The sequence below is a fragment of the Pseudoalteromonas sp. Z1A6 genome, assembly GCF_011378745.1.
Taxonomy (GTDB): domain Bacteria; phylum Pseudomonadota; class Gammaproteobacteria; order Enterobacterales; family Alteromonadaceae; genus Pseudoalteromonas; species Pseudoalteromonas arctica.
In genome coordinates this window covers 1-13,553 of the sequence record NZ_WTKW01000085.1, presented here as the reverse complement: position 1 = coordinate 13,553, position 13,553 = coordinate 1, and the positions used below count along the sequence as shown (strand labels likewise).

Annotated in this window: 10 protein-coding genes; 4 read left to right on the top strand and 6 right to left on the bottom strand. The window is 40.2% G+C overall.

Annotated elements, in window-relative coordinates:
- Positions 1-407: 407 nt before the first annotated feature.
- The 3 genes from GQR46_RS07560 (at position 408) to GQR46_RS07550 (ending at position 4,834) form a co-directional block, all read left to right on the top strand.
- On the top strand, positions 408-2,486 hold the full coding sequence (locus GQR46_RS07560) for a M13 family metallopeptidase (protein WP_165740600.1): 2,079 nt from the start codon (positions 408-410) through the stop codon (positions 2,484-2,486).
- A 265-nt stretch (positions 2,487-2,751) separates the two neighbouring features.
- The gene (locus GQR46_RS07555; RefSeq protein ID WP_024592923.1) at positions 2,752-3,465 is read left to right on the top strand and encodes a YebC/PmpR family DNA-binding transcriptional regulator; all 714 of its coding nucleotides are present in this window, start codon (positions 2,752-2,754) and stop codon (positions 3,463-3,465) included.
- 79 nt (positions 3,466-3,544) lie between these two features.
- Complete coding sequence (locus GQR46_RS07550) at positions 3,545-4,834, top strand: leucine-rich repeat-containing protein kinase family protein (protein ID WP_165740599.1); 1,290 nt, start codon at positions 3,545-3,547, stop codon at positions 4,832-4,834.
- Between the two features lie 93 nt (positions 4,835-4,927).
- On the opposite strand, the gene GQR46_RS07545 is transcribed toward GQR46_RS07550, so the two are convergent.
- The 6 genes from GQR46_RS07545 to glk form a co-directional block, all read right to left on the bottom strand.
- Entirely contained in the window at positions 4,928-6,052 is a 1,125-nt protein-coding gene (locus GQR46_RS07545; RefSeq protein WP_165740598.1) for a sterol desaturase family protein, read from the bottom strand.
- A gap of 194 nt (positions 6,053-6,246) precedes the next feature.
- Positions 6,247-7,251 carry a type I glyceraldehyde-3-phosphate dehydrogenase gene (gap, locus tag GQR46_RS07540; protein ID WP_165727417.1) on the bottom strand — a complete coding sequence of 335 codons (1,005 nt, stop codon included), beginning with the start codon at positions 7,249-7,251 and terminating at the stop codon, positions 6,247-6,249.
- Positions 7,252-7,260: 9 nt separating this feature from the next.
- Entirely contained in the window at positions 7,261-7,881 is a 621-nt protein-coding gene (gene eda / locus GQR46_RS07535; protein ID WP_165740597.1) for a bifunctional 4-hydroxy-2-oxoglutarate aldolase/2-dehydro-3-deoxy-phosphogluconate aldolase, read from the bottom strand.
- 33 nt (positions 7,882-7,914) lie between these two features.
- Entirely contained in the window at positions 7,915-9,765 is a 1,851-nt protein-coding gene (edd, locus tag GQR46_RS07530; protein ID WP_165740596.1) for a phosphogluconate dehydratase, read from the bottom strand.
- A gap of 336 nt (positions 9,766-10,101) precedes the next feature.
- On the bottom strand, positions 10,102-11,115 hold the full coding sequence (locus tag GQR46_RS07525) for a LacI family DNA-binding transcriptional regulator (RefSeq protein ID WP_165740595.1): 1,014 nt from the start codon (positions 11,113-11,115) through the stop codon (positions 10,102-10,104).
- A gap of 38 nt (positions 11,116-11,153) precedes the next feature.
- Positions 11,154-12,146, bottom strand: a complete 993-nt coding sequence (glk, locus tag GQR46_RS07520) for a glucokinase (RefSeq protein ID WP_165740594.1) — start codon at positions 12,144-12,146, stop codon at positions 11,154-11,156.
- A 290-nt stretch (positions 12,147-12,436) separates the two neighbouring features.
- Here glk and GQR46_RS07515 point away from each other — a divergent pair, with 290 nt between their 5' ends.
- The gene (locus GQR46_RS07515) at positions 12,437-13,453 is read left to right on the top strand and encodes a LacI family DNA-binding transcriptional regulator (protein ID WP_165727413.1); all 1,017 of its coding nucleotides are present in this window, start codon (positions 12,437-12,439) and stop codon (positions 13,451-13,453) included.
- Positions 13,454-13,553 lie beyond the last annotated feature (100 nt).

The window sequence follows — 13,553 nt, the reverse complement described above, 5'->3', positions numbered from 1 at the left end:
TTTTAAGCTAATTTAAACAAGCGCGGCATAAAGCCGCGCCTACAGATAAATTAAAGCCCCAGTCCATGAATACATCTAAGCATCGCTATTAACTGTGGGCGGGAGTTTACCTCGCGCTTTTAAGCTAATTTAAACAAGCGCGGCATAAAGGCGCGCCTACAGATAAATTTAAGCCCTGCCCCATGAATAAACCTAAACATTGCTGTTAAAGCGTAGGCGTGAGTTTACCTCTCGCTTTTGGCTTGGCCTCTTCTTACTTAATCTAAGTTTTATCGAGCGCTGTGGTGATTCACCTCAAAAGGTTTGTTTGTATGATTAATATCAATAACAATCGATAAGTTAAATATTCGTAACAATAAAATGATTCTCACCTATTTGAATCCAAAAAAGCTCCTCAGGGGAACATAATGAAAAAGAGTTTAATTGCCGCAGCATTAGCTGCCACATTTATTACCGGTTGTTCAGAGCCGCAAACAACAAAAACAGACGAGCAACAACCTAAAGTAGCTACAGCAACAGTGGCAGAAAAAGCAGAATTAGGTAGTTTTGGTGTTGATTTAACAGCTCGTAACGAAGCCGTTAAACCAGGCGACGACTTTTTTATGTATGCCAGCGGCACATGGTATGACAACTATGAAATGCCTGCAGATAAAACTCGCTACGGTGCATTTTCAGGATTAGCTGAGCGCAGCGAAGACGATGTTAAAGCTATTATTGAAGAAATAGCGGCGCGTAAAGATTTAAACGCAGAAGAAAAACTCGTTGCTGATTTTTACAATGCGTATATGGATACCGAAACGCTTAATAAGCTAGGTGTGGCGCCAATCAAACCATTGTTAAGTGAAATTAGTGATATATCGTCAACTGACGATTTAGCTAAAATGTTTGGAAAGTCTTGGTTAACCGGTAATAAAGCCCCTTTTGGTGGCGGCATGTGGTTTAACCGCTTAGACCCTAATAAATATGAAATGTCACTCGGTGCTGGTGGTTTAGGCTTACCCGATCGCTCTTACTACCTTGAAGACGCTGAGCGCTTTGTTAAAACGCGTGCAGCCTATGTTGCCCACATTGCTGATATGCTTGAATTTACAGGCACTGAAAATACCGCTGAGCGTGCTCAAGCAATTGTTGATCTTGAAACTAAAATTGCACAAGGTCATTGGCCTCGTGAAAAACGTCGTAATCGCGACTTAACCCTAAACCAAGTTGAACGTGCCGATTTAAGCACTGCTTATCCTGGCTTTAACTGGGATTTATACTTTGCACAAACAGGCTATAAAGTACCTCAGTTAAATGTCTCTCAACCTGAGCCAATAAAAGCGATGATTGAACTAATCAATCAAGAAGATATTGCAGTATGGAAAGACTACTTAACGTATCACGCTATTAGCGGTAACGCCGGTTTACTATCAGAGGACGTATTTAATACTAACTTTGCTTTTTTTGGTAAAGAACTAAACGGACAACAAGAACCTCGCCCTCGCTGGAAACGTGCAATAAGCGAAATGTCGGGCACGACCTCTCTTGGTTTTGCTATTGGTAAAATATACGTAGCGCGTTACTTCCCTGAGTCATCAAAACAGCAAATGTCTGAGCTGGTTGAAAACCTTCGTACAGCCCTGGGTGAACGTATTGATAACCTAGAGTGGATGGGCGATGCCACAAAAGTAAATGCGCGCGCTAAGCTTGCTGCATTTGTACCAAAAATTGGTTACCCCGATGTTTGGCAGTCTTATGACGGTTTAAGCATTACCAAAAACGATTTAATCGGTAATGTGAAAAACATGCGTGAGTTTTTCCACGCAGAAAGTGTTGAAAAAGAGCTACAAAAAACAGATCGTAACCGCTGGGGCATGACGCCACAACGCGTAAACGCTTACTACAACAGCTCATTTAATGAGATTGTATTTCCGGCTGCGATATTACAACCGCCATTTTTCGATCCAAATGCCGATTCGGCTGTAAACTATGGCGGTATTGGCGCTGTAATTGGTCATGAAATGGGTCATGGGTTTGACGATCAAGGTTCAAAATCAGACGAAAACGGTGTGCAACGTAACTGGTGGACTGATGCTGATCGCGCTGCATTTGACAAAAAAGCAGACCAACTTGCTGCCCAGTACAGTAAGTACGAGCCAATCGAAGGTAACTTTGTAAATGGTCGAAATAGCCTTGGTGAAAACATTGGTGATGTAGGTGGTTTATCAATGGCTTATCATGCTTACAAGCTAAGTTTAAATGGTAAAGAAGCGCCTGTTATTGACGGTGTGACTGGCGATCAACGTTTCTTCCTTGCATGGGCACAAGTATGGAAAGAAAAACGTACTGAACAAAGCATGCTTAACCAACTTCGTGGTGGCACACATGCACCAGGTCGCTTTAGAGCACAGGCGCCACGTAACCACGATGCATGGTACAAAGCGTTTGATGTAAAACCAGGCGATGCGTTATACCTTCCTGAAGATGAACGTGTACGCATTTGGTAAATAAAATGGGGCTTTAGTTAGTCTCGTTTAATTTTATTACCCTTAGGCAACTCATTAAATGAGTTGCCTTTTTATTTAGTTAAATTTGCTCTGAAAACCACCTTTTAGCCCTCCCTAAAATCCCTTAATAACATGCACTTTAGATGGCTTTTAAACGCGACAGTTTTAATCAGCTTTAATACTTACTAGCCCTTGAATGCATTTACCTTTAGAATACGTACTATAATTTTATTCTATTATTTACATATATTAAGGCGAAACGCAGATGGGAAGAGCTTACCAAAACAAAAAAGATTCAATGGCTAAGACTGCGGGTGCTAAAACTAAAGTTTATTCTAAGTACGGCAAAGAAATTTATATTTGTGCTAAAAACGGCGGTGTAGACCCAGATGGTAACTTATCATTACGTCGTTTAATTGAGCGCGCTAAAAAAGACCAAGTTCCAGCACACGTTATTGACCGCGCAATAGACAAAGCAAAAGGCGGCGGCGGTGAAGACTACTCAGCAACTCGTTACGAAGGTTACGGCCCTGGTAACTGTATGATTATTGTTGACTGTTTAACTGACAACAACAAGCGTACCTTTGCTGATGTACGTGTTTGTTTTACTAAAGCAAATGCTAAAATTGGCGCTCAAAACTCTGTTTCACATTTATTTGATCACCTTGCTATTTTTGTATTTGACGGTGATGACGATGAAACGGTACTTGAAGCACTAATGATGGCTGATGTTGATGTAACTGACGTAGAAGTTGATGACGGTAAAGTCACTGTTTTTGCTCCTCACACAGAGTACAACAACACACGTACAGCGCTTGAAGAAATGGGCGTGACTGAATTTGACGAAGACCTAATTAGCTTTGTGCCACAAATTGAAACGCCTATTGAAGGCGAAGATGTAGAAGTTATGGAACGCTTTTTAGCCATGCTAGAAGATTGCGACGATGTACAAAACGTTTACCATAACGCGCAATTCTAAAGAACAATTTAGTAAGTTAGAACGACTTTAAGCCAACAGCTATGTTGGCTTTTTCATTTTTAGAACGTGGTATAAATATATGAACTCCCTTAAAGAGCTTAAAAGTGGCAAGCTTGTTGGTGCTACTCACCTGCAATTAGTAGAAGAGCTAACCACATTTCCTGAAGAAATTTTTAGCTTAGCTGACACGCTTGAAGTGCTCGATTTATCAAATAATAACTTATCAACACTACCTGATGAATTTGCCTGTTTAACACGCCTTAAGCGAGTATTTTTGTCGTTTAATCAGTTTAAGCATATTCCTGAGATTTTAGCTAAGTGCCCTGCTCTGATAATGGTTGCATTTAAAGGCTGTAAAATAACTGAGTTTAGTGACTATTGTTTACCAAAAAAAATTGAATGGCTCATACTAACCGACAACAATATTACTGAGCTGCCTCAAAGTTTTGGCCAATTTACACAGCTTAAAAAGTTAGCGCTTGCGGGCAATCAAATTAAGCAGCTGCCAAGTAGCATGGCGCAGTGTAAAAATCTTGAGCTTGTTAGGCTCTCTGCTAATAACTTAACACACGTAGACGACTGGCTTTTTGAACTGCCTAAACTTACTTGGCTGGCGTTTGCCGGTAACGATTTTAATAAGCCCCAGTGCCTTACAAAGTGCAGCTTAGAAAATAAGCCTCTTAACGATTACACTCTTAGCCATGTTATTGGTCAAGGTGCCTCGGGCGTTATTCATTTAGCAAAATCGGCTGATAGCGCTGTAGCAATTAAATTATTTAAAGGTGCAATTACCAGCGACGGCTACCCGCTTGATGAAGTAAATTGCTGCTTACAAGCAGGCGACCACGCTAGTTTAATTAAGGTACTTGCTTATATTGAACAAAGTGATCAGCTAGGTTTAGTGATGGAACTAATAGATAAAAGCTTCGCTAATTTAGGCCTGCCTCCAAGCCTCGAAACCTGTACGCGTGATACCTTTAATAATGATTGCCATTACTCAACTCACGCTATTTTAAAAATTACAAAACAAATGGCAAGCACACTGCACCACTTGCATACTAATAAAGTGAGCCATGGTGACATTTATGCGCACAATACTATGATTAACCAAGACCATGATGTTTTGTTTGGTGATTTTGGTGCTGCTACTAATTTAGCCATGTTAAGTGAGTATCAACAAAAGCAGTTAGAGCTTATAGAAGTAAGAGCCTTGGGCTGTTTAATTGAAGACTTATTAGGCACGGTAACCAGCGATGATAGGCAAAGTGAGCTATTTGATAAAATGTCCGATATGGCAAAACGCGCTATGCAACCTGTATTAAATCAAAGACCTACATTTACTGAATTATTAGAAGAGCTAAATATATAATTCAGTATTAATTAAATAAATTCTAAAAGGGAGCAACGTATAACGCGTTGCTCCCTTTTAGTTTATATTGTGTATTTATTCGAACTTTCGAATTTATTTAGTGCGCTTAAACGGGTAAACCTGTTGTTTAAGCATACCTACCGGCATGTAATCCCCGACTACACCGTATGCTTCTGGCCACTCTTTTTGGCCTTTAACAGCAGTACCAAACGCGTAATCTAAAAACGAAAAATGCGCAGCGTAGTTGCGGTCAATCGCGGCTTTATCTGACGCATGATGCCAATGATGAAACTGCGGTGTAACCATAAAGTACTTAAGCCAGCCAAACCTAACGCGTACATTTGCATGGTTAAACACAGCCTGTAAACCCACAATTATGACGTATAAACTAATTATTTGCTGTGAAAACCCAAGTACAAATATGGGCGTGAGCACTAAACTGCGAGTAACCAGTATTTCAAGAATATGCTGGCGAGAGCCCGCTAACCAATCCATTTCTTTGGCGCTGTGATGTACACCATGAAAACGCCATAGTAAAGGAACTTCGTGATAAGCACGATGCACCCAATATTGCATTAAATCGGCCACGAGTATAATTAAAAACAACTGCACTACAAATGGTGTTTGCTCTATATAACCTTGAATAGTCGTTGATACAGCCCAGCCAAAGCCATAATGCACAAAGTGGTTAGTAACGAGTAATACAAAACCAATAATTAAATGATTTACAAAAAAGTGGTTTAAATCTCCCCGCCATTCGCTACGTAATATTTTTTGATCTTTACGATGTGGTAGTAGCTTTTCAATCACGATAAATATAAGCGTTGAGCCGAGCAAATCTAAAATAAACCAATCAAGCCCTATGTAAGGTGTGTCGCTTGCAAACTCGTTTACCTCAACGTTTGGTCCGCCAAACATAATTGCCAGAATAATAAAAAACCACGCTGTAGCTCCTAAGCGTTTATTGGTATTACGTACAAAGTTAAGTAGCCCTAAACTGCCCGAGACCAATAATGATGCAAACATAAGTTGGCGTAAAAAGTCGACGCTGTAGCTTTTGCGTAGTTCTGGTGTGGTTAAATATTCAGGAAAGTGAAACGCTAATACGCCTAAGCAACTCAGTATTGCTAAAAAGCAGGCTATGTAGCCACTTATGTTGCCCTCACCTATTTGTAGATGATTTGTGCGAAATATCTTTCGTGATAAAGCTTTGATCATTGTTATTATTCCTTGCGTCGTTTAAATATAACGAGATTTCCATGACCCAATATTAACAAAATTTAGGATATAAAAAATATAAATAGTTCCCTCCATAGTCTGAGTTGCAAATATACAGATAAGCCAAACACAAAAAAGCCACGAATGCGTGGCTTGGTTGGATAAAGCTAAAACTTTACATCATTAGGGCTGTATTATAAAAACGCACCTAATGCTTTAACTTGGTCTAACATGCGGTTTGAGAAACCCCATTCGTTGTCGTACCAAGCCATTACTTTTACTAGATTGCCATCGGCTTTAGTTTGCGTAGCATCAAAGATAGATGACGCAGGGTTATGGTTAAAGTCGATAGAAACAAGCGGAAGCTCATTATATTGTAAAATATCTTTCATTGAACCCGTTGACGCTTCTTTCATGATTGCATTGATTTCTTCTGCAGTCGTATCGCGCTTAGTAATAAACGTAAAATCAACTAAAGATACGTTGATTGTTGGTACACGTACCGACATACCGTCTAATTTACCAGCAAGTTCTGGTAATACTAAACCAACAGCTGCCGCAGCACCTGTTTTAGTTGGGATCATAGATTGAGTTGCACTACGAGCACGGTATAGATCAGGGTGGTATACGTCAGATAAATTTTGATCATTCGTATAAGAATGAATAGTAGTCATGCTACCTTTTTCAATACCTACTGTGTCGTTAATTGCTTTTGCAAGCGGTGCTAAACAGTTAGTAGTACAAGAAGCATTTGAGATGATGTGGCTATCAGCGTTAATTACATCGCTGTTTACACCATGAACCACTGTTGCATCCATATCTTTACCTGGAGCAGAAACGATTACTTTTTTAGCGCCTGCAGTAATATGTTTAGCTGCATCTTCGCGTTTAGTGAAAAAACCAGTACATTCTAAAACGATATCTACATTTAGTGCTTTCCACGGTAAGTTTGCAGGGTCACGCTCTTGCGTTAACGTTATTACGTCATCGTCAATTAACATGGTGTTATTTTCAAGTGTTACTTTTTTAGAAAATTGACCATGAACTGAGTCATACTGCGTTAAATGTGCATTAACGTTAGCAGGTGCTAAATCGTTAATTGCTACAATTTTAATTTCGCTGTTTTGAGCTGACTCATAAAGTGCACGTAAAACATTTCTACCGATACGGCCGTAACCGTTAATTGCTACATTAATCATTTTAGACTCCTATTTAAGTTCACTTGCTTGGCGAGCAAGCGCTTCAATTGCTTGCCAGTCTTTATTTTCAATTAGTTGTTTATCTAGCATCCACGTACCACCAACACATATAACGTTATTAAGCGCTAAATAATTAGGTGCGGTTGCTAAGCTAATGCCGCCAGTTGGGCAAAAAGTAATATGTGGTAATGGGCCACCGATTGATTTAAGCATTGCTGTTCCGCCTGCAGCTTCTGCTGGGAAGAATTTTAAATACTTAAAACCGTGCGACGCAAGTTGCATAACTTCACTTGCAGTTGCAGCGCCTGGTAAAAATGGTATATCTGATGTTTTAGCCAAAGCAATAAGCTCATCGCTCACACCTGGACTCACCATAAAATCTGCACCAGCGGCAACCGAAAGATCAAAACTTGCTTTATCTACTACCGTACCAGTACCTATATAGGCTTCAGGTACTTCTGCTTTCATTAGCTTTATAGCTTCTGCAGCAATAGGTGTACGTAGTGTTATTTCTAAGGCTTTTAAGCCACCGTTATATAACGCTCTTGCAAGTGGTGCTGCATCTTCTAATTTTTCGATTACAACCACTGGCACTACAGGTGCCGATGCTAAGATTTTTTCAATACTCATTACTTGTTCCTCATTACCCAGTATGGCTAATATTTATTCAAGTCCAAAAGCACTCGCGCCTAAATCGGCACTGCTTACGATGTTTCTAAATCCAGTAAATAATTCTCTGCCTGTACCAAATGTGGCACTTGGTTGGCTAAGTTCTGCTTCACGTTTAGCAAGTTCTTCGTCGCTAACGTGTACTTTTAATATTCCGTTTGGCGCATCAAGCGTCACTAAATCACCTTCTCGGATTTTAGCAATAATGCCGCCTTCTACTGCCTCTGGTGCTAAGTGAATAGCAGCTGGTACTTTACCTGATGCACCCGACATACGACCGTCAGTAACAATGGCTACTTTAAAGCCTTCATCTTGAAGCGTTGCCATTACTGGCGTTAACTTATGTAGCTCTGGCATACCTTTCGCTTTAGGGCCTTGCTCTTTTAGCACGGCAATAAAGTCTTGGTTTAATTCGCCACGCGTGTATGCATCTTGCAAAGCACCTTGTGAGCTAAATACTTTTGCAGGAGCAGTAACAACCTGATGTTCAATAGCAACCGCTGACACTTTAATAACTGCTTTACCTAAGTTACCCGTTAGAAGTTGCAGACCACCTTGCTTACTAAAAGGGTTGCTCACTGGGCGAAGTACTTCTTCATCGTGTGAGTTTGCTGGGCAATCTACCCATTTAACTTTAGTTGGGCCAGTTGAGTTACTCATAATAAGGCTATCGTCTTTATCCAAACGAGGCTCTGTCATGTAAGGTGCTAAACCATCACCTAGCATTGTTTTAACGTCTGTGTGTAAATAACCGGCGCTTGCTAGTTCACGCATTAAGAAACCCATACCGCCCGCTGCTTGGAAGTGGTTTACATCAGCTGAACCATTAGGGTAAATACGTGTAAGCAGTGGTACAACTTCTGATAAATCAGACATGTCTTTCCACGTAACCTGAATGCCCGCCGCTTTTGCTATCGCAACAATATGAATTGCATGGTTAGTAGAACCACCTGTAGAAAGCAGGCCTACTAAGCCGTTTATGATCGTTTTTTCGCTGATCACATCAGCTAAACATGGGCTTTCTTTATCATCGGTAAGCTGCTTAAGCATAGTTTCTACAGCATTACCTGTAAGACCATCGCGAAGCTCAGTGTAAGGATTAATAAACGAGCTACCAGGAAGGTGTAAGCCCATTATTTCCATTAACATTTGATTTGAGTTTGCAGTACCGTAGAACGTACAAGTACCTGCGCTGTGATAAGACGCGCTTTCAGCTTCTAATAAGTCTTCACGGCTTACTAAACCTTGTGCAAATTTTTGACGAATACGTGCTTTTTCTTTATTAGGAATACCTGACTGCATTGGGCCTGCTGGTAAAAAGAACACAGGTAAATGACCAAACGACAATGCACCAATTAATAAACCCGGGACTATTTTGTCACAAACACCTAAACAAAAAACGCCATCAAACACATCGTGCGAAAGAGAAATTGCCGTAGACATAGCAATTACATCACGAGAAAAAAGCGAAAGTTCCATGCCGTCACGCCCTTGCGTAACACCATCACACATTGCAGGAACGCCACCAGCAACTTGTGCTGTAGCATCGAATTTGGTAGCAATGTCTTTAATTAAATCTGGGTAATCTTTGTATGGCACATGAGCCGAAAGCATATCGTTATATGAGTTGATAATAGCAAGATTTGGCTGCTCATCAGCCTTTAAGCGCGCTTTGTCATCACTGCTACAAGCAGCCATAACATGGGCTATATTTCCGCAACCTAAACCGGCACGAACTCTTGTTTGTTTTTTTGCGTGCGAAATACGTTCTAAATAATCTTGACGGGTATTTTTACTGCGTTCGATAACGCGCTGGGTAACTTCTTGAATACGAGGATGTAACATAATTTAACTCATCTCTATTAGTTAGAGGATAAAGGCTCAGTAGCAACTACAGACTCCACGTAAATAACTGTACTGAGCATCTTTGATTTACCCGTTCAAAGGTACGCTACCAGGGAGCCTCTCACAACAACCCTGACACCGGTGTCACTGTATTAACGCATAGCAATGACACCGGTGTCAACCCCGGGTAACAAAAATAGTTTAATATTTTAACATGACCGAATAATGACCTATTTGATTTTTAGGCACAAAGTATATTTTAGCAAGTTTAGAGCAAAAAAAAGCCCGAATAAGCGTCACTCATATTCGGGCTACTGTGAAAGTGTTTTTAACTCACTATTTTATCGCAGAGGTAGACTCACGTGTAATTAAGCGCGATTCAAGCGTTACCTGGTATGGTTGTTCTTGAGGCTGAGCTATATGAGATATAAGCTGTGTTACGGCTTGTTTTGTCATTTCCTCAACGGGCTGTGCAATAGTCGTTAAACCAGGCCAAATATGACGCGCAATAGGTGCGTTATCAAAGCCCGCAATAGAAATATCATCAGGTACTTTAAGTTGGCGCTGGGTAGCTAATTTTAATACCGCTGCCGCCATGTAATCGTTTGATGCAAATACAGCTGTTGGCCTAGGTGATAAGTCTAAAATACTGCGCGCGCTGTCGACACCTGAGTGATAACTAAAGTTACCCTCCTCTACTAAGCGCTCATCAAATTCTATTCCATGGCTTGCAAGTGAACGCCTGTAGCCTTTAAAACGCTGTTGCGTCGCACTGTGATCGGGGTGCCCTTTAATAAACGCAATTGATTTATGACCAAGACTAATTAAATGCTCGGTAATTTCAAATGCGCCTTGTTCATCATTACTACGAACTGAAATAGAATCATCTTGAAGTAAAGCTGACGCAACTCTTGCGTAAGGAATTTTTTTAGATTTTAAAAATGAAACCAGCTCGGCAAAATCACCAAAAGGAGGTGTTAATACAATGCCATCTAATCGAGAAGTCTGTAGTAATTGCTCAATATTATTTATAAGGGCTTCACCACGAAACTCACAAGGGTGTATCAATAAGTTATAGTTATTTTCTTTGCATGCTTCTAAAGCGCCCGTTTGCACCCGAGTGATATAACTTTTACTGGGATTATCGTATAAACAACCAATAATAAAGCTACGATTTTGTGCAAGGCCACGCGCAATAGGATTAGGTGTGTAATCAAGTTCTTTAAATACCGCGAGTACCTTTTCTCGGGTAGCGGCACTTACATTTGGCTCATTATTTAAAACACGCGAAACGGTTTTTTTAGAAACCCCAGCATGGCTTGCTACACTATTTATGGTTACTTTTTTCATCTATCCATTATCCAAATACAACCAATAAGGCCAAAGCCCTATTTGCTATTGTGTAAACACGCAGCAGCGCCAATAAGCGGTATGTTGTCTTGTGTTACAAGTGTTACAGGGATTTGCCCTGCGTACTGCGACATAATACCTTTTTGCGAAAATCGTTCAACAAAACGACTCTCTAGAAGTCTTGCTTGCATACGAGGCAGTATTCCACCGCCGATAAATAATCCGCCTAAAGCGCCGTAAACAACGGCTAAATCGCCGGCTACACTGCCGATCCAATCACAAAATTGGTTAAGCGTTGCATCACAAACAGTACATTCACCGCTATTTGCTAGACTACTTATTTGCGCCGCGTCTAAATTTTTAGCTGTTACACCCTTAACTGCAGCCATGGCCTTGTACAAATGCGCAATACCAGGGCCTGAAAATACTGTTTCGATAGAAACATGCGGATGATCTTTACGTAACTCATTTAATAATAAGGTATCGAGCTCATTAACAGGTGCAAGCGATATATGCCCTCCTTCTGAACTTAAAACAGCGGTAGATTGCGACGTTCTAACTAAACACGCTGCACCAAAGCCAGTACCTGGACCTATAACACCAATGTTTGCATTGTCATCAGCTTGACCCGATTTAACAATGACATTTTGTTTAGGATCTAAATAAGGGGCGGCGTATGCAAAGGCAGCAAAATCGTTTATGACTTCTAGTTGTTGTAAATCAAAATGAGTTTTAAATTCACTGACGCTAAAATGCCAACCTAAATTAGTTAAATGCACTTGCCCAGCTTTTATTGGACCTGCAACGGCTAAACATGCGCGTTTAGGTGTAATATGCGGGACTGTTTGTAAATATTGCTCAAGCGCACTTTGAAGTGAGCCAAAATTAGCACTAGGGAAAATATTAATGTGCTCTATTACAAATTGGTTGGTGTGTTCATTAAAAGCAGTGATTAAAGCAAAGCGGGCATTAGTGCCGCCAACATCAGCAACTAAGATGGGATCAAATTGTGCAGAAGCGTTTGGGCTCATAGTATTATCTCTTTTGTTAAGCGACTCATGCTTATTATTTTACAATGGTGTACCATTGTTATTTATACTTTGAGCTATCACCTCAAAGTAGCTATCACAGTAAAAAATGCTGCCTATAAAGATATAGACAGCGAATACGTTTTGACAACAAAATGATAAAACATTGACATTATGACACCGGTGTCAGCCGTTTATCAATAAAAATATACGTTAATTCACAAAAAGCTTGAAATTATTCATTAATAAACGAAAATGACACAATTATTTATCAAACTAATTAAGTTGTAACAATGAAAGGTAAAGCCACCTCATTTGATATTGCCCACTATGCAGGGGTATCTCAATCAACTGTATCTCGCGCTTTACGTAACAGCCACCTTGTTAATGAGGAAACACGTAAGCGTGTTTTTGATATAGCTAAAAAACTTAATTATAAAGTTGATAAAAATGCCAGTAACTTACGCACACAGCAAAGTAGTACGCTTGCATTACTTTTATTTGAAGACCCCACTTCTGACGAGTCACAAATTAACCCTTTCTTTTTAGCCATGCTTGGCAGCATTACTCGTGCTTGCGCTAAAGAAGGTTACGATTTATTAGTTTCATTTCAATCGGCCAGTGCTGATTGGCAAGCAGACTACGAAGATAGCCACAGAGCTGATGGTATTATTTTACTCGGTTATGGCGATTACATTGATTACCAACCAAAATTTAGCACCTTACTTGAACAAAACACGAAGTTTGTTTGTTGGGGTGCAACCGTTGATAATCGACCCGATTTAACTGTTTGTTGTGACAACTACGGTGGCGGTAAGCTTGCCGCTGAGCACTTTATTGCTCATAGCAGAACTGATTGCGCTTTTATTGGAGATGCATCTGATCACAGCCCTGAATTTTTTAGTCGCTTTCAGGGCTTCAAAGATGAGCTATTGGCTAACAATGTTAAAATAAACGAACGTAAAATGGCTAACGCTATATCCACTGAAGAATCTGGGTATCACGCCACTCGCTCACTTATCGCTAATAATATTAAATTTAACGCCTTATTTGCTGCAAGTGACTTAATTGCTATTGGTGCTATACGGGCGCTTAAAGAAGCAAATATTAACGTGCCAAAAGATGTTGCGGTAGTCGGCTTTGATAACATAGCCATTGCTAGTTATGTAAACCCACCGCTGACGACGATAGAGCAAAACACCACTGTTGCAGGGCAAATGCTCGTAGAGAACTTATTAAAACTGATACGTGGTGAAGAAGTACAAAGCACCCTATTACCTCCTATTTTGATTCCTAGAAAGTCGAGCTGAGCCTGTCTGATAAAATAAAGCAAAATTAACAAACCATTCTAATTGGCAGTTACAACTACTTAAATTTTATTCTCTATACTTTTATCTATTTATTTCACTT

What these genes read in the sequence shown, in the direction of transcription:
- GQR46_RS07560 (WP_165740600.1), top strand. Translation starts at nt 408, where the DNA reads ATGAAAAAGAGTTTAATTGCCGCAGCATTAGCTGCCACATTTATTACC.
- GQR46_RS07555 (WP_024592923.1), top strand. Translation starts at nt 2,752, where the DNA reads ATGGGAAGAGCTTACCAAAACAAAAAAGATTCAATGGCTAAGACTGCG.
- GQR46_RS07550 (WP_165740599.1), top strand. Translation starts at nt 3,545, where the DNA reads ATGAACTCCCTTAAAGAGCTTAAAAGTGGCAAGCTTGTTGGTGCTACT.
- GQR46_RS07545 (WP_165740598.1), bottom strand. Translation starts at nt 6,052, where the DNA reads ATGATCAAAGCTTTATCACGAAAGATATTTCGCACAAATCATCTACAA.
- gap (WP_165727417.1), bottom strand. Translation starts at nt 7,251, where the DNA reads ATGATTAATGTAGCAATTAACGGTTACGGCCGTATCGGTAGAAATGTT.
- eda (WP_165740597.1), bottom strand. Translation starts at nt 7,881, where the DNA reads ATGAGTATTGAAAAAATCTTAGCATCGGCACCTGTAGTGCCAGTGGTT.
- edd (WP_165740596.1), bottom strand. Translation starts at nt 9,765, where the DNA reads ATGTTACATCCTCGTATTCAAGAAGTTACCCAGCGCGTTATCGAACGC.
- GQR46_RS07525 (WP_165740595.1), bottom strand. Translation starts at nt 11,115, where the DNA reads ATGAAAAAAGTAACCATAAATAGTGTAGCAAGCCATGCTGGGGTTTCT.
- glk (WP_165740594.1), bottom strand. Translation starts at nt 12,146, where the DNA reads ATGAGCCCAAACGCTTCTGCACAATTTGATCCCATCTTAGTTGCTGAT.
- GQR46_RS07515 (WP_165727413.1), top strand. Translation starts at nt 12,437, where the DNA reads ATGAAAGGTAAAGCCACCTCATTTGATATTGCCCACTATGCAGGGGTA.